A 13,490-nucleotide genomic window follows, 5' to 3' on the forward strand; every position below is an offset into this window, starting at 1 on the left:
GTAATGAACATGGATAACGCGATTTTCCCTAACAAATTCAAAGCGGCGCTGGCTGCAAAACAGGTTCAGATTGGCTGCTGGTCCGCACTTTCCAGCCCAATCAGCACCGAAGTGTTAGGCCTGGCCGGGTTCGACTGGCTGGTACTGGACGGTGAACATGCGCCGAACGATGTGACGACATTAATCCCGCAGCTGATGGCGCTTAAGGGCAGCCAGAGCGCACCGGTGGTGCGCGTGCCGACCAACGAGCCGGTGATTATCAAACGTATGCTGGACATCGGTTTCTACAACTTCCTGATTCCATTCGTTGAAACGCAGGAGCAGGCGGCGCAGGCGGTTTCCTCCACGCGTTACCCGCCGGAAGGGATTCGCGGCGTATCCGTTTCGCATCGCGGCAATATGTTCGGCACCGTAGCGGACTACTTCGCGCAGTCCAACAAGAACATCACCATCCTGGTGCAGATTGAAAGCCAACTGGGTGTCGATAACGTCGATGCGATTGCCGCAACCGACGGTGTGGATGGGATCTTCGTTGGCCCAAGTGACCTTGCTGCCGCGCTGGGGCATCTCGGCAACGCCTCGCATCCGGAAGTGCAGCAGGCTATCCAGCATATTTTTGCCCGTGCGAAAGCGCACGGTAAACCCAGCGGCATTCTGGCGCCGGTGGAAGCCGATGCGCGCCGCTATCTGGAGTGGGGCGCCACCTTTGTGGCCGTGGGCAGCGATCTGGGCGTGTTCCGCGCCGGGACGCAGAAACTGGCGGATGCCTTCAAAAAGTAACCCCTACCGAATTAACGCAAAATTGAGGAAATAACGATGAAAGTTGGTTTTATTGGTCTGGGTATCATGGGCAAACCGATGAGCAAAAACCTGCTGAAAGCGGGCTACTCACTGGTGGTTGCTGACCGTAATTCTGAAACGATTGCCGAAGTGATTGCGGCGGGCGCGGAAACCGCGACCACGCCAAAAGCGATTGCCGAGCAGTGCGACGTGATCATCACCATGCTGCCAAACTCGCCGCACGTCAAAGAAGTGGCGCTGGGTGAAAACGGCATTATCGAAGGCGCGAAGCCGGGCACCGTATTGATTGATATGAGTTCTATTGCGCCGCTGGCAAGCCGTGAAATCAGCGATGCGCTGAAGGCGAAGGGGATTGATATGTTGGATGCGCCGGTCAGCGGCGGCGAGCCGAAGGCGATTGATGGCACGCTGTCGGTGATGGTGGGCGGTGATAAAGCGATTTTCGACAAGTACTACGACCTGATGAAAGCGATGGCGGGTTCAGTGGTTCACACCGGTGAAATCGGTGCGGGCAACGTCACCAAGCTGGCAAACCAGGTGATTGTCGCGCTGAATATCGCGGCGATGTCGGAAGCGCTGACGCTGGCGACCAAAGCGGGCGTGAACCCGGATCTGGTCTATCAGGCGATTCGCGGCGGCCTGGCGGGCAGCACCGTGCTGGATGCCAAAGCGCCGATGGTCATGGACAGAAACTTCAAGCCGGGTTTTCGTATCGACCTGCACATTAAAGATCTGGCCAACGCGCTGGACACCTCCCACGGCGTGGGCGCGCAGCTCCCGTTGACGGCGGCGGTGATGGAAATGATGCAGGCGCTGCGTGCCGATGGTCTGGGGACTGCCGACCATAGCGCGCTGGCCTGCTACTACGAAAAACTGGCGAAAGTGGAAGTGACTCGCTAAGGACGTTGGGCCCGACGGCGTCGGGCTCACAAGGTAGGCCGGAACGGTGATGCGTCATCCGGCGTCGCGCGCTAATAGGCTCAGATATGAAAATCGTAATCGCCCCAGACTCTTATAAAGAAAGCCTTTCTGCCACCGAGGTAGCACTGGCGATAGAAAAAGGATTTCGGGAAATCTTTCCGGAAGCGCAGTTTGTGTCCGTCCCGGTCGCCGACGGTGGAGAAGGAACGGTTGAGGCGATGATTGCGGCGACGCAGGGGCGCGCGATGACATCGACCGTCACCGGCCCCCTTGGCGATGTCGTTACGGCACAGTGGGGAATTTCGGGCGACGGCGGTACGGCGTTTATCGAAATGGCTGCTGCCAGCGGCCTCGCGCTGGTGCCCGCGGAACGACGCAACCCTTTGATTACCACCTCTTACGGTACCGGGGAGCTGATTCTCCAGGCGTTGGAAAGCGGGGTGAAGAACATCATTATCGGCATTGGCGGCAGCGCGACCAACGACGGCGGCGCCGGCATGGTTCAGGCGCTGGGAGCAAAGCTGTGCGATGCCAACGGGAAGGCGATAGGCTTTGGCGGCGGCAGTCTGATGAGCCTCAATCATATTGATATTGCCGGGCTGGATGCGCGTCTACAGACCTGCACAATCCGCGTGGCCTGCGATGTGACTAACCCGCTGACCGGGCCGTTTGGCGCGTCCTGCATTTTTGGGCCGCAGAAAGGGGCGACGGCAGAGATGATTGCCGAACTGGACCGTAACCTGGCGCACTTCGCCGAGGTGATTCAAAAATCGCTACGCGTTGATGTGAAAGACGTGCCTGGCTCCGGGGCCGCAGGCGGCATGGGCGCGGCGCTGATGGCATTTCTTGGCGCGGAGTTGCGCAGCGGAATTGAGATCGTCACCCAGGCGCTGAATCTGGAAGAACATATTCATGACTGCACGCTGGTGGTGACCGGCGAAGGGCGACTCGATAGTCAGAGCATTCACGGCAAAGTGCCGGTGGGCGTGGCCAGCGTGGCAAAAAAATACCATAAGCCGGTGATCGGCATTGCCGGTAGCCTGACTCGCGACGTTGGCGTGGTACATCAGTACGGCATTGATTCGGTCTTCAGCGTACTGAACCGCATTGGCTCGCTGGAAGAGGCGTTCCGCGATGCGGCGGACAATATTTATCTCACCTCCCGTAACATTGCCGCCACCCTGCGGGTGGGAATGCTGACGGAAAGGTGACATCGGCGCGCAAACCCTCTATACTGCGCGCCGAAGCTGACCAGACAGTCGCCGCTTCGTCGTCGTCCTCTTCGGGGGAGACGGGCGGAGGGGAGGAAAGTCCGGGCTCCATAGGGCAAGGTGCCAGGTAACGCCTGGGGGGTGTAACAGCCCACGACCAGTGCAACAGAGAGCAAACCGCCGATGGCCCGCGCAAGCGGGATCAGGTAAGGGTGAAAGGGTGCGGTAAGAGCGCACCGCGCGGCTGGTAACAGTCCGTGGCACGGTAAACTCCACCCGGAGCAAGGCCAAATAGGGGTTCATAAGGTACGGCCCGTACTGAACCCGGGTAGGCTGCTTGAGCCAGTGAGCGATTGCTGGCCTAGATGAATGACTGTCCACGACAGAACCCGGCTTATCGGTCAGTTTCACCTCTTAAAAAACCCCGCTTCGGCGGGGTTTTGCTTTTTTATCCCTCAGCGATCGCTCCAGTAACTTCCCCATTTTGTTAGCGAAATCTTCTGATTGTTTACTATATCCATACAAAAAATAGAGTTATTAACTGAAATGGCCTGATGTTGTGATAGGCCTCATTTTTTGTCTTAACCCGGCATCACATTTCATTAACATTCTTTGTTGTCCGGGTTCACAAAATCCCTTTACGTTGTTGGGTTAAGGGAATAGAGAATTCTAAAAATATCATTAAAAAACAGTCTGTTATAAAATTCTGCGGCATGGAAAAATATGTTTTCTCCTCCATTGTTCGTAAAAAGAGAAATAAGCTGGCTGATTTCTCGCTATTCATGGCATGAATTTCTCCTTATCGCTTTTTTCCGGGCAAAGAGTTGCAAGTTTTTTCTCCTTAACCCGCGCTATGATCTTCACACTCTAGGAAAAAGCAGTGAATAAGCCTGTGATGATTTGTTTTTTTGAAATATCAATCTGTATCAGAACAATAAACCCTACACACCAAGAGTGAGAATTTGTTATGGAAACAATCTCAGTTTCACCGACGCACACCTCGGCGGCGGCCGCACGAGCGGGCATGTCAGAAAGTGAATGGCAGGCAGCAATAAAGTTCGACAGTACCGACGTGGGTTGGGTCATCATGAGCATTGGGATGGCTATCGGCGCGGGTATTGTCTTTTTGCCCGTGCAGGTAGGGCTGATGGGGCTGTGGGTCTTCCTGCTCTCCTCTATCGTCGGCTATCCGGCTATGTACCTGTTTCAGCGACTGTTTATCAACACCCTGGCCGAGTCGCCGGAGTGTAAAGACTACCCGAGCGTGATCAGCGGTTACTTGGGAAAAAACTGGGGGATTTTACTCGGCGCGCTCTACTTCATTATGTTGGTGATCTGGATGTTTGTTTACTCCACGGCCATCACCAACGACAGCGCCTCTTATCTGCATACCTTCGGCGTCACCGATGGTCTGCTGTCGGAAAACCCGTTCTATGGCCTGGTGCTGATCTGCGTGCTGGTGGCGATCTCTTCGCGTGGTGAGAAGCTGCTGTTTAAAGTTTCCAGCTTTATGGTGCTAACCAAGCTGTTAGTGGTGGCGGCGCTGGGCGTATCGATGGTGGGGATGTGGCACCTGTACAACGCCGGTACTTTACCGCCGATGGGCCTGCTGGTGAAAAACGCGATCATCACGCTGCCGTTTACGCTGACATCTATCCTGTTTATTCAGACGCTCAGCCCGATGGTTATCTCTTACCGCTCAAAGGAAAAATCCCGCGAAGTGGCGCGTCATAAAGCGCTGCGGGCGATGAACATTGCCTTCGGCATTCTGTTTGTTGTGGTCTTTTTCTATGCCGTGTCCTTCACGCTGGCAATGGGACACGACGAAGCGGTTAAAGCCTACGAGCAAAATATCTCCGCGCTGGCGATTGCCGCGCAGTTCATCAACGGTAGCACCGGTGCCTGGGTCACCGTGGTGAGCGTGATTCTCAACATTTTTGCGGTGATGACCGCGTTCTTTGGCGTCTACCTCGGCTTTCGCGAGGCGACGCAAGGGATCGTGATTAACCTGCTGCGTCGTAAAATGCCGATGGAAAAGATCAATGAGAAGCTGGTACAGCGTGGGATCATGATCTTCGCCATCCTGCTGGCCTGGAGCGCGATCGTGCTGAATGCGCCAGTGCTGAGCTTCACTTCCATTTGCAGCCCTATCTTCGGCATGGTGGGTTGTCTGATTCCTGCCTGGCTGGTTTACAAAGTTCCGGCGCTGCATAAATACAAAGGGGCCTCGCTGGTGATCATTATCATCACTGGCCTGCTGCTCTGCGTCTCTCCGTTCCTGGCATTCTCCTGATTTTGGATGGTTAAGATGGTTGAAGTAACGATGAATCCGCTGTGGGATACCCTGATTCAAGCGGTTAAACAAAATGTGAAGCCTGCGATGGGCTGTACCGAGCCGGTGTCGCTGGCTCTGGCCAGCGCGATTGCCGCCTCGCATCTGGCGGGAAGGGTGACTCATATTGACGCCAAAGTCTCTCCCAACCTGATGAAAAACGGCATGGGCGTTACCGTGCCGGGAACCGGCATGGTGGGGCTACCGATTGCCGCGGCGGTAGGCGCGTTAGGCGGCGATCCGCAGGCGGGACTGGAGGTATTAAAAAGCGCCTCCGTTGAGGCCATCGCGGCCGGGAAGACGCTGCTGGCGAGCGGTAGGGTGTCGGTCTCGATTCAGGAACCGTGCGAGGATGTGCTGTATGCCAGCGCCACGGTGTATACCGACGCGGAGTCGGCCACGGTGACGATTGCAGGCGGTCATACCCGAGTGGTACGGATCGTGAAAAACGGCGTCACGCTGCTGGATGCCCGCGGCTGCGCCAGCGCCGGGGAAGAGGAATCCACCTCGTCGCTGGCGGAGGTCACGTTGGCGCAGGTGGTTGAGTTTGCTGAGCAGGTCCCGTTTGAAAATATCAGTTTTATTCTCGACGCGGCGCTGCTCAATAGCGCGCTCTCCCATGAAGGGCTGCGTGCGCAGTATGGCCTGCATATTGGCGCGACGCTCCAGCGCCAGCGCGAACGCGGACTGCTGGCTAAGGATCTGCTGTCCGACATTATGATCCGCACCTCGGCCGCATCTGACGCGCGTATGGGCGGAGCCTGCCTGCCGGCTATGAGTAATTCAGGCTCCGGTAACCAGGGCATCGCCGCCACCATGCCGGTGGTGGTGGTCGCTGAACATTTGGGCAGTTCGCAGGAAAAAATGGCGCGCGGGTTGATTCTCTCGCACCTGACGGCCATCTACATCCACCATCAGCTGCCGATGTTGTCCGCGCTCTGCGCCGCCACGACGGCATCGATGGGCGCGGCCGCGGGGATTTGCTGGTTGATCGACGGGAGCTATCGCACTATTTCAATGGCGATCAGCAGCATGATTGGCGATGTCAGCGGGATTATCTGCGATGGCGCGTCAAACAGCTGTGCGATGAAGGTATCGACCAGCGTATCGTCGGCGTGGAAAGCGGTGCTGATGGCGCTGGATGAAACCGCGGTCACCGGCAATGAGGGGATTGTGGCGCACGACGTCGAGCAGTCGATTTCCAACCTCTGCGCGCTGGCCTGTCAGTCGATGCAGCAAACCGATCGGCAGGTGATTCAAATTATGGCCAGCAAGCTGAACTAGCCGTTTGCCCCGGTTCAGGCCGGGGCGTTTTCTCAGGCCGCTCGTTCTTCTGCCTGGCGGTTTTCCGCCTCGGCGACGATGGCTTCTAACTCGCTCAGCATCTCTTCAACGCCAAACTCTTTTGGCGCGCTAACCGGTTGAGACATGACGACGGCTTTCACCGTTTGCTGCTTTTTATGGTTTCGCTTACTCATTTGACTTCCGCTATCCTGAAAAAACTACACCGGTAAATCTATCAGCAAAGCGCGCAGAGGGGTATCGGCAACAAGTGTGATATTCGCTTCATCCCGAATAAAGGCGCCATCGCCACAGGTTAACGCCTGTTTCTCCGCGTCATGCGCCAGTGCGTGAACCGTACCGTGAATCGACTGCAGATAGGCGCGCGGCCCGTGCAGTTGTAGATTCACCTGCTCGCCTTTTGCTAGTTCGATATGGTGTAGCCACACCTGCTGACGCAGCTGTAAGCTGTGCTGGCTGCCGTCAGGAGAGGCTAACAGCTGGTGCGTCGCCTCTTTTAACTTCAGTTTCTGCACCCGCGCGTTTTCCCGTTCCGGGCAGGCGTCCAGCCAGATTTGCATCCGGGTTAACGACTTATCTTTACTCAGATTATGTTCGCTATAGCTCACGCCGGGCTGGGTGGCGATCAGCAGCGCCTCACCGGCTTTGGCCTGAATATGGTGGCCTTCGTTGTCGCGGTATTCGGCTTCGCCTTCCAGAATCAGGTTCAGAATATCGACTTTCGGATAGGTGCGTGGCTGGAAAGCCGCGCCGGGGGCGAGCACTTCCTGATTCAGCACGCGCAAAGAGGCATAGCCCAGCAGTTTCGGATCGAAGTAGTGCCCAAAAGAGAAGGTATAGCGGGCCTGTAGCCAACCGAAGTCTGCTTGTCCGCACTGTTTCGCTGTTCTTGTGGTAATCATCTTCTTGACCCTCCTTTACACTAAATCAATGGTAAAGGTATGGACGCTGCATTGTTAGCCAGATATTCTGCCCGGTATGTTCAAATTTCCTGAATGAGCACGCCATGGCTAAAGAAAGAGCACTGACGCTGGAAGCACTACGAGTAATGGACGCCATCGACCGGCGTGGCAGCTTTGCTGCCGCGGCAGACGAGCTGGGCCGCGTGCCTTCGGCATTAAGCTACACCATGCAAAAGCTGGAAGAAGAGCTGGACGTGGTGTTATTTGACCGCTCAGGTCATCGAACAAAATTCACCAACGTTGGGCGCATGTTGCTGGAACGCGGTCGCGTGCTGCTGGAAGCGGCGGATAAGTTGACCACCGATGCCGAAGCGCTGGCGCGCGGCTGGGAAACGCACCTCACCATTGTGGCGGAAGCGTTGATCCCTACGCCAACGCTGTTCCCGCTGGTGGAGAAACTGGCGACCAAGTCGAACACTCAGCTGTCGATAATTACCGAAGTGCTGGCGGGCGCCTGGGAGCGTCTGGAGCAGGGAAGGGCGGATATTGTCATCGCGCCGGATATGCACTTCCGCTCTTCGACGGAGATCAACTCGCGCAAGCTCTATTCGGTGATGAACGTTTACGTTGCGGCGCCGGACCATCCGATTCACCAGGAGGCCGAGCCGCTGTCTGAGGTAACGCGCGTGAAGTATCGCGGCGTCGCGATTGCCGATACCGCGCGCGAGCGCCCGGTGCTGACGGTACAGCTGCTGGATAAGCAGCCACGTCTGACGGTGACCTCGATGGAAGAAAAACGTCAGGCGTTGCTTGCCGGATTGGGCGTGGCGACCATGCCATATCCACTGGTTGAACAGGATATTGCCGAAGGGCGTTTGCGGGTGGTTAGCCCGGAGTACACCAGCGAGATTGACATCATTATGGCCTGGCGGCGCGACAGCATGGGCGAAGCGAAGTCCTGGTGCCTGCGTGAGATCCAAAAGCTGCTAACCGCGAAATAGAGTTGTAGGCCGGATAAGACGTTTACGCCGCCATCCGGCGATCGACGCCGAATAGCCTGATGGCGCTGCGCTTATCAGGCCTACAAAACCCCGAATTATGCCTGGCCGGGATCAGGAGAAGCGTTTCGGATCCGGTCCAAAACGGTTGTCGCCAGGCGTCCCGTTCTGACAGTTGAAGATCAGAATGACGATCCAGCCGATCACCGGAATGATCAGCAGTAACAGCCACCACGCCGACCGATCGGTGTCATGCAGACGGCGGAACTGTACTGCCCACCAGGGCAGGAAGACCAGAACACCATAAATGGTGGTGAGGATCCCTTCACCGCCAGCACGCTGCCAGCCAAGCATCTTATCCACCACGCCCAACACCAGCGTGAAAATGACGTTCACCAGCACGAACATCCAATACTCTTTGCGACGGGCGCGGCCGCCAAACCCAATGTAATTACGTAGAACCTTGAGATACCAATCCATTTTTTTGCCTCAGTTGACCATTAATCACTTGTTTTTAAAGCGATCAAGCTAAGGATAGACGTGAATGAAAACATGGTAAATATTGATGGCGTGAATTAATTGGGCATCGAGGACCGATGCCCGGTGTGCTTAACGGAAACGCTCGTCGCGGCCGTGCGGTTCATCCAGATCCTGCCACGGGCCTACCGAAATAATACCGGTCGGGTTGATGGTTTTGTGGCTACGGAAATAGTGGTTGCGAATATGGCTAAAATCCACGGTTTCCGCGATGCCCGGCATCTGATAGATATCGCGCAGGAAGCCGTGCAGGTTCAGATAATCGCTGATGCGATGCTTGTCGCACTTGAAGTGGGTGACGTACACCGGATCGAAGCGGATAAGCGTGGTCCACAGGCGGATATCAGCTTCAGTGAGCTGGTTGCCTGTCAGGTAGCGCTGCTGGCCGAGGATTTTCTCCAGACGGTCGAGCGAGACAAATACGTTTTCTACGGCTTCGTCATAGGCTGCCTGGCTGGTGGCAAAGCCCGCTTTGTAGACGCCGTTATTCACGGTGTCGTAGATCCAGCCGTTCAACTCGTCGATTTGCTCACGCAGCGCGGGAGGATAATAGTCGCCCGCTTTCGCGCCGAGCGCATCGAACGCGGTATTAAACATGCGGATGATTTCAGCGGATTCATTGCTGACGATGGTCTGGTTTTTCTTGTCCCACAGTACGGGAACGGTCACGCGGCCGGAATAGGTCGGATCGGCATGCTGATAGAGCTGGTACAGAAACTGATGCTGATAGAGCGTATCGCCGGTTGCAGCCGGAAAATCAGCGTCGAAAGTCCAGCCGTTTTCCAGCATCAGCGGGTGAACGACCGAAACGGAGATAAACGGCTCCAGCCCTTTCAGTTTACGCAGAATCAGCGTGCGGTGCGCCCATGGGCAGGCGAGAGAAACGTACAGATGATAGCGATCTTTTTCGGCTGCAAAGCCGCCGCTGCCGGTCGGGCCCGGTTCGCCATCGGCGGTTAGCCAGTTGCGAAAGGCGGAGACTGAACGCTGGAAACGCCCGCCGGTGGATTTGGTGTCATACCAGGTATCCTGCCAGACGCCGTCGATTAATTGTCCCATCATGTTCTCCTTCAGATAGCAAAAGCGAGGAGATATCTCCTCGCTTTTTGTTCATTCAGTATAGTGCGCTTACCACTTTTTATTCAGTACACGGTCGATGCTGAATGCGCCCGGACCGGTGATACCCAGCAGCAGGTAGCCGCCAGCGATGGTCAGGTTTTTCATAAACATCAGCGAGTTCATGCCTTCAGCAAAGTTGCTGTGGAAGATGAACGCGGTCAGCAGGGTGAAGCCTGCGGTGAACAGCGCGGTGGTACGGGTCAGGAAACCGAACAGGATTGCCAGACCGCCGCCAAACTCAAGCAGGATGGTCAGCGGCAGCAGGAACCCTGGGACGCCCATCGCTTCCATGTACTGCTGTGTACCCGCATACCCGGTGATTTTGCCCCAGCCAGCTGTGATAAACAGAATTGGCATCAGAATACGAGCAACCAGGAAACCGATATCTTCTAATTTTTTCATCTTTCTCTCCAGAGAACCTTGCGGGTAGTTAAACCAATTTATTCAGCATTTACACGTCGATAGCGCGTTGCTGCTGTCGATGGAGAGAAATATAACTGCGACGTATGGCAATTGTTAGCAAGGAAAACTGTTGAACTTCTTCAAAGAATCTGAGCAATGAGGTCTGGCGGTGGAGGCGGTGACGGACAGAGGGGAGCAGGAATGCCTGTCCTGTGACAGCAAACGCTGACAGGATGGAAAGTATGAACAGCAGAAAAAGCCCGTATCTGCGTGCTGTCTACGGGGCTTTATGTTGTGAGAAAGCTGCCGAATTAGCCTGCTTTGCGCAGCAGGCTCTTTGCCATTCGCCAGGTGCTCCAGACGCCAATACCGCGTCGCGCCCAGCGCACCAGGAAGCGAGGGTGGCGCAGCGACACCACGGCCATGGCGCTGCTGGCGACCATCACCCACGAGCGCAGACTGACGAGACGGCTCCAGCCGCGATCGTAAACCTGTGTGACATCCAGCCAGTCGCGGCGACCTGCGCTGAGATCCAGCCGCTGCTGCTGAATCTGGCGCAGCAGAAACGCTTTGCGCTGTTCCCGTTCCTGACGTGGGCTCATCATGGCTCTTCATCCTCAAGAAGGGCGCGGTCGTTGGCCAGCTCGTGGCGCGTATGTCGCAGTAACGTGGTACGTCGGGCCTTGCGAAGGGTCCAGATGCCGCCAATCAGCGCCAACAGTAGCAGCGTGCCGGTGGTGGCAATCATCACGTGTAAACGATACTGCGGGTCGACCGCCCACATAATCAACACCAGCAGGCTCATCAGGCCGAAAGCGGTAAACAGCAGGGTTAACCCTGCCATTAACAGCAGCTGGATGAGGTTGGCTTTCTCCTCTTCCAGCTCGACGACCACCAGGCGGAGTCGCGTTTCAACCATCTGAACCAGCAAGGTGAGAATGCGCTGACCAATGCCGAGGACGTTTTTCCCGGGGCCCTGCGCGTGCTGAGAATCACTCATGCTTAACGGCGCGTCAGCAGTACGCCCAGCACCAGGCCGACGGCGGCGCCAATGCCAACACCGGTCCACGGGTTTTCGCGGACGTAGCCGTCGGCTTTCGCCGCCGCTTCGCGGGTCTGCTTCGCAATGGCATCGCCCGTTTCGCCCAGACGGTCGCGGCTCTCTTTCAGCGCGCTTTCCGCTTTGCTGCGCAGTTTGCTCAACTCTTCTTTGGATTTATCGGTGGAAGCGTTCAGGACTTCTTCCAGAGTATCTGACAGGGCTTTCAGCTCTGCACGTAACTGATCTGAGGTTGAATCTTTAGCCATCGTCTCTCTCCTGTTGGGGTTCCACACACTCAATATGCGCGTGATTCCAGCGCGTTAAGTTCTTTTTGGGCTTCCTGCAGCTTATGCTCGCGTTTAGCCACTTTTTCCGCATCGCCGCTCTGCTTCGCGTCTCGCAGATCCTGCTCGCGCTCGCGAATTTCGTCCTTCTGCTCAGCGATCTTTTCCTGATGATCGGCGCGAAGCTTGCTATCAGTACAGTTGGCTTTCACCTCGCTCAGCGCCTTTTTAAGGCCGTTGATACGGTTCTGATTGTTATGCTTCTCGGCATAACCAATCTCACGCTGAATGTCCTGCTCTTTTTCCTGGCAGAGTGATGTTGCTGCTGCGCTCGCGCTAAGACAAGCGAGAGTAAGCGCAAGTACGATGCGGTATTTCATGTATTCATCTTCCATTTTGCACAGTACATCTGGAATGTACTTTTCCCAGTAGGTGAGTACCGAGACGGCACCCACAATACTAAGCATAGTAAGTAAAAGACTAAATCACCAAAGTAAGTGAAATTATTCAGATTCCTGGAAGTTTTTAGCCAAATCGATGTGAGGTGTCACGCAGTCGTGACAGCCAGCTTTGCGGATCGTTGTCTTCATCCTGTAGAGCGACAACGTAGACGTGCGGTAGGGTGCTATCCAGCACGCGCTTCGCCGCCGCGCTTTGCTCGCTGGATTCAAAGGTAATCAACAGCGAGTCATTCTGCGGGGTAATGCTTTTAAAACGAATGCCGTTGGCATCCAGGTGGTGCGAGATGGAGAAACCATCAGGCATGCTGGCCTGGCTAATAGGACGAATCGCGAGCGTGGACTCTTCACGCTGCAGCGCGGCCCACATCCAGAGCAGCATGCACAACATCAGCATGATACTCAGGCTCAATGCAAACCGACGAAGCTGAATGCGGTTCGACGCCATGATTATCCTCGATTACCGTATTTTTTCTTCCACATCACGATTAACGAACCGCACAGTCCAAAGACCAGCAGTACTACCGGTAGCAGCATCAGACAGGACATCAGCGCGTCTTCATATTTCTGGAAGACCGGCGTTTTACCGAGCAGGAAACCCAGCGAGACCAGAATCAAAACCCACAGCAGGCCGCTCATCCAGTTAAAGAACTGGAAGCGCGCGTTGTTGAGCCCGGACAGCCCGGCGATGGTCGGCAGCAGGGTGCGGACAAAAGCGATAAAGCGGCCAACCAGCAGGGCAGACAGACCATGCTTATGGAACAGGTGGTGCGCACGCTGGTGATAATGGGCGGGAAGATGCGATAGCCAGTTCTGGACGATACGCGTATTGCCTAGCCAGTTGCCCTGGATATAGCCAATCCAGCTGCCGAGGCTGGCGGCGACCGTCAGGAGAAATATCGTTTGCGGGAAGCCCATCGCGCCTTTGGCAATGAGTACGCCAACCAGCACCAGCAGGCTATCGCCCGGCAGGAAGGCGGCAGGCAGAAGCCCGTTTTCCAGAAACAGGATCATAAACAAGACAAAATAGAGCATGCCGATCATCGAGGGATTTGCGAGCGTCTCGAAATCCTGGCTCCATAAGGCATTTAACAGTTGGGTTAGTAGTTCCATTCATGATTCCTGGTACATCGATTAACGTAATGCCTGAACGCGCTGCGACGTCTTCTCTGTTTCTATTT

The 13,490-nt window shown here is 55.8% G+C and carries 17 protein-coding genes and 1 other RNA gene; 7 read left to right on the top strand and 11 right to left on the bottom strand.

Features of this window, described 5'->3' with window-relative positions; translation table 11 throughout:
- The first annotated feature begins 9 nt into the window (after nt 1-9).
- From garL to K7B04_RS08315, 6 genes are all read left to right on the top strand, one after another.
- Complete coding sequence (garL, locus tag K7B04_RS08290) at nt 10-780, top strand: 2-dehydro-3-deoxyglucarate aldolase (RefSeq protein WP_163447833.1); 771 nt, start codon at nt 10-12, stop codon at nt 778-780.
- A 30-nt stretch (nt 781-810) separates the two neighbouring features.
- Nucleotides 811-1,701: a 2-hydroxy-3-oxopropionate reductase gene (gene garR, locus K7B04_RS08295; RefSeq protein ID WP_191091025.1), complete on the top strand. Its 891-nt coding sequence runs from the start codon at nt 811-813 to the stop codon at nt 1,699-1,701.
- Nucleotides 1,702-1,787: 86 nt separating this feature from the next.
- Nucleotides 1,788-2,933: a glycerate 2-kinase gene (garK, locus tag K7B04_RS08300; RefSeq protein WP_223803807.1), complete on the top strand. Its 1,146-nt coding sequence runs from the start codon at nt 1,788-1,790 to the stop codon at nt 2,931-2,933.
- A gap of 32 nt (nt 2,934-2,965) precedes the next feature.
- Nucleotides 2,966-3,346: RNase P RNA component class A (gene rnpB / locus K7B04_RS08305), an RNA gene on the top strand.
- 554 nt (nt 3,347-3,900) lie between these two features.
- Nucleotides 3,901-5,226, top strand: a complete 1,326-nt coding sequence (locus K7B04_RS08310; protein ID WP_163447836.1) for an amino acid permease — start codon at nt 3,901-3,903, stop codon at nt 5,224-5,226.
- A gap of 15 nt (nt 5,227-5,241) precedes the next feature.
- Nucleotides 5,242-6,549: a serine dehydratase subunit alpha family protein gene (locus K7B04_RS08315; RefSeq protein ID WP_223803808.1), complete on the top strand. Its 1,308-nt coding sequence runs from the start codon at nt 5,242-5,244 to the stop codon at nt 6,547-6,549.
- Between the two features lie 32 nt (nt 6,550-6,581).
- Here K7B04_RS08315 and K7B04_RS08320 read toward each other — a convergent pair whose 3' ends face one another.
- Both K7B04_RS08320 and K7B04_RS08325 read right to left on the bottom strand, forming a co-directional pair.
- On the bottom strand, nt 6,582-6,743 hold the full coding sequence (locus tag K7B04_RS08320) for a hypothetical protein (RefSeq protein WP_163447838.1): 162 nt from the start codon (nt 6,741-6,743) through the stop codon (nt 6,582-6,584).
- Nucleotides 6,744-6,767: 24 nt separating this feature from the next.
- Nucleotides 6,768-7,469, bottom strand: coding sequence for a pirin family protein (locus tag K7B04_RS08325; RefSeq protein ID WP_163447839.1), 702 nt, complete (start codon nt 7,467-7,469; stop codon nt 6,768-6,770).
- Between the two features lie 104 nt (nt 7,470-7,573).
- Between K7B04_RS08325 and K7B04_RS08330 the strand changes: the two genes are divergently transcribed.
- Nucleotides 7,574-8,470: a LysR family transcriptional regulator gene (locus K7B04_RS08330; RefSeq protein WP_065356113.1), complete on the top strand. Its 897-nt coding sequence runs from the start codon at nt 7,574-7,576 to the stop codon at nt 8,468-8,470.
- Nucleotides 8,471-8,581: 111 nt separating this feature from the next.
- On the opposite strand, the gene K7B04_RS08335 is transcribed toward K7B04_RS08330, so the two are convergent.
- From K7B04_RS08335 to yqjA, 9 genes are all read right to left on the bottom strand, one after another.
- The gene (locus K7B04_RS08335; RefSeq protein ID WP_064542103.1) at nt 8,582-8,947 is read right to left on the bottom strand and encodes a DUF805 domain-containing protein; all 366 of its coding nucleotides are present in this window, start codon (nt 8,945-8,947) and stop codon (nt 8,582-8,584) included.
- A 129-nt stretch (nt 8,948-9,076) separates the two neighbouring features.
- On the bottom strand, nt 9,077-10,063 hold the full coding sequence (locus K7B04_RS08340; protein ID WP_223804137.1) for a glutathione S-transferase family protein: 987 nt from the start codon (nt 10,061-10,063) through the stop codon (nt 9,077-9,079).
- 69 nt (nt 10,064-10,132) lie between these two features.
- Nucleotides 10,133-10,525, bottom strand: a complete 393-nt coding sequence (locus K7B04_RS08345) for a DoxX family protein (RefSeq protein ID WP_064542109.1) — start codon at nt 10,523-10,525, stop codon at nt 10,133-10,135.
- A 311-nt stretch (nt 10,526-10,836) separates the two neighbouring features.
- Nucleotides 10,837-11,127 (bottom strand): YqjK-like family protein, encoded by a 291-nt coding sequence (locus K7B04_RS08350; RefSeq protein ID WP_064542524.1) that lies wholly within the window; start codon nt 11,125-11,127, stop codon nt 10,837-10,839.
- Nucleotides 11,127-11,525, bottom strand: coding sequence for a phage holin family protein (locus K7B04_RS08355; RefSeq protein ID WP_163447840.1), 399 nt, complete (start codon nt 11,523-11,525; stop codon nt 11,127-11,129). The genes K7B04_RS08350 and K7B04_RS08355 overlap by 1 nt, the downstream gene beginning before the upstream one ends.
- 2 nt (nt 11,526-11,527) lie before the next feature.
- Nucleotides 11,528-11,833, bottom strand: a complete 306-nt coding sequence (locus K7B04_RS08360; RefSeq protein ID WP_064542116.1) for a YqjD family protein — start codon at nt 11,831-11,833, stop codon at nt 11,528-11,530.
- A 29-nt stretch (nt 11,834-11,862) separates the two neighbouring features.
- On the bottom strand, nt 11,863-12,231 hold the full coding sequence (locus K7B04_RS08365) for a DUF1090 domain-containing protein (protein ID WP_223803809.1): 369 nt from the start codon (nt 12,229-12,231) through the stop codon (nt 11,863-11,865).
- A gap of 145 nt (nt 12,232-12,376) precedes the next feature.
- On the bottom strand, nt 12,377-12,757 hold the full coding sequence (mzrA, locus tag K7B04_RS08370; RefSeq protein WP_167574982.1) for an EnvZ/OmpR regulon moderator MzrA: 381 nt from the start codon (nt 12,755-12,757) through the stop codon (nt 12,377-12,379).
- 2 nt (nt 12,758-12,759) lie between these two features.
- Nucleotides 12,760-13,422 carry a DedA family general envelope maintenance protein YqjA gene (yqjA, locus tag K7B04_RS08375; RefSeq protein ID WP_064542121.1) on the bottom strand — a complete coding sequence of 221 codons (663 nt, stop codon included), beginning with the start codon at nt 13,420-13,422 and terminating at the stop codon, nt 12,760-12,762.
- Nucleotides 13,423-13,490: the final 68 nt, after the last annotated feature.

It is taken from the genome of Kluyvera sp. CRP, assembly GCF_019930565.1.
Taxonomy (GTDB): domain Bacteria; phylum Pseudomonadota; class Gammaproteobacteria; order Enterobacterales; family Enterobacteriaceae; genus Kluyvera; species Kluyvera georgiana_A.

Bases quoted from the DNA above. Each gene is read 5' to 3' on its own strand.
- garL (WP_163447833.1), top strand. From the start codon at position 10: ATGGATAACGCGATTTTCCCTAACAAATTCAAAGCGGCGCTGGCTGCA.
- garK (WP_223803807.1), top strand. From the start codon at position 1,788: ATGAAAATCGTAATCGCCCCAGACTCTTATAAAGAAAGCCTTTCTGCC.
- K7B04_RS08310 (WP_163447836.1), top strand. From the start codon at position 3,901: ATGGAAACAATCTCAGTTTCACCGACGCACACCTCGGCGGCGGCCGCA.
- K7B04_RS08315 (WP_223803808.1), top strand. From the start codon at position 5,242: ATGGTTGAAGTAACGATGAATCCGCTGTGGGATACCCTGATTCAAGCG.
- K7B04_RS08320 (WP_163447838.1), bottom strand. From the start codon at position 6,743: ATGAGTAAGCGAAACCATAAAAAGCAGCAAACGGTGAAAGCCGTCGTC.
- K7B04_RS08325 (WP_163447839.1), bottom strand. From the start codon at position 7,469: ATGATTACCACAAGAACAGCGAAACAGTGCGGACAAGCAGACTTCGGT.
- K7B04_RS08330 (WP_065356113.1), top strand. From the start codon at position 7,574: ATGGCTAAAGAAAGAGCACTGACGCTGGAAGCACTACGAGTAATGGAC.
- K7B04_RS08335 (WP_064542103.1), bottom strand. From the start codon at position 8,947: ATGGATTGGTATCTCAAGGTTCTACGTAATTACATTGGGTTTGGCGGC.
- K7B04_RS08340 (WP_223804137.1), bottom strand. From the start codon at position 10,063: ATGGGACAATTAATCGACGGCGTCTGGCAGGATACCTGGTATGACACC.
- K7B04_RS08345 (WP_064542109.1), bottom strand. From the start codon at position 10,525: ATGAAAAAATTAGAAGATATCGGTTTCCTGGTTGCTCGTATTCTGATG.
- K7B04_RS08350 (WP_064542524.1), bottom strand. From the start codon at position 11,127: ATGAGCCCACGTCAGGAACGGGAACAGCGCAAAGCGTTTCTGCTGCGC.
- K7B04_RS08355 (WP_163447840.1), bottom strand. From the start codon at position 11,525: ATGAGTGATTCTCAGCACGCGCAGGGCCCCGGGAAAAACGTCCTCGGC.
- K7B04_RS08360 (WP_064542116.1), bottom strand. From the start codon at position 11,833: ATGGCTAAAGATTCAACCTCAGATCAGTTACGTGCAGAGCTGAAAGCC.
- K7B04_RS08365 (WP_223803809.1), bottom strand. From the start codon at position 12,231: ATGAAATACCGCATCGTACTTGCGCTTACTCTCGCTTGTCTTAGCGCG.
- mzrA (WP_167574982.1), bottom strand. From the start codon at position 12,757: ATGGCGTCGAACCGCATTCAGCTTCGTCGGTTTGCATTGAGCCTGAGT.
- yqjA (WP_064542121.1), bottom strand. From the start codon at position 13,422: ATGGAACTACTAACCCAACTGTTAAATGCCTTATGGAGCCAGGATTTC.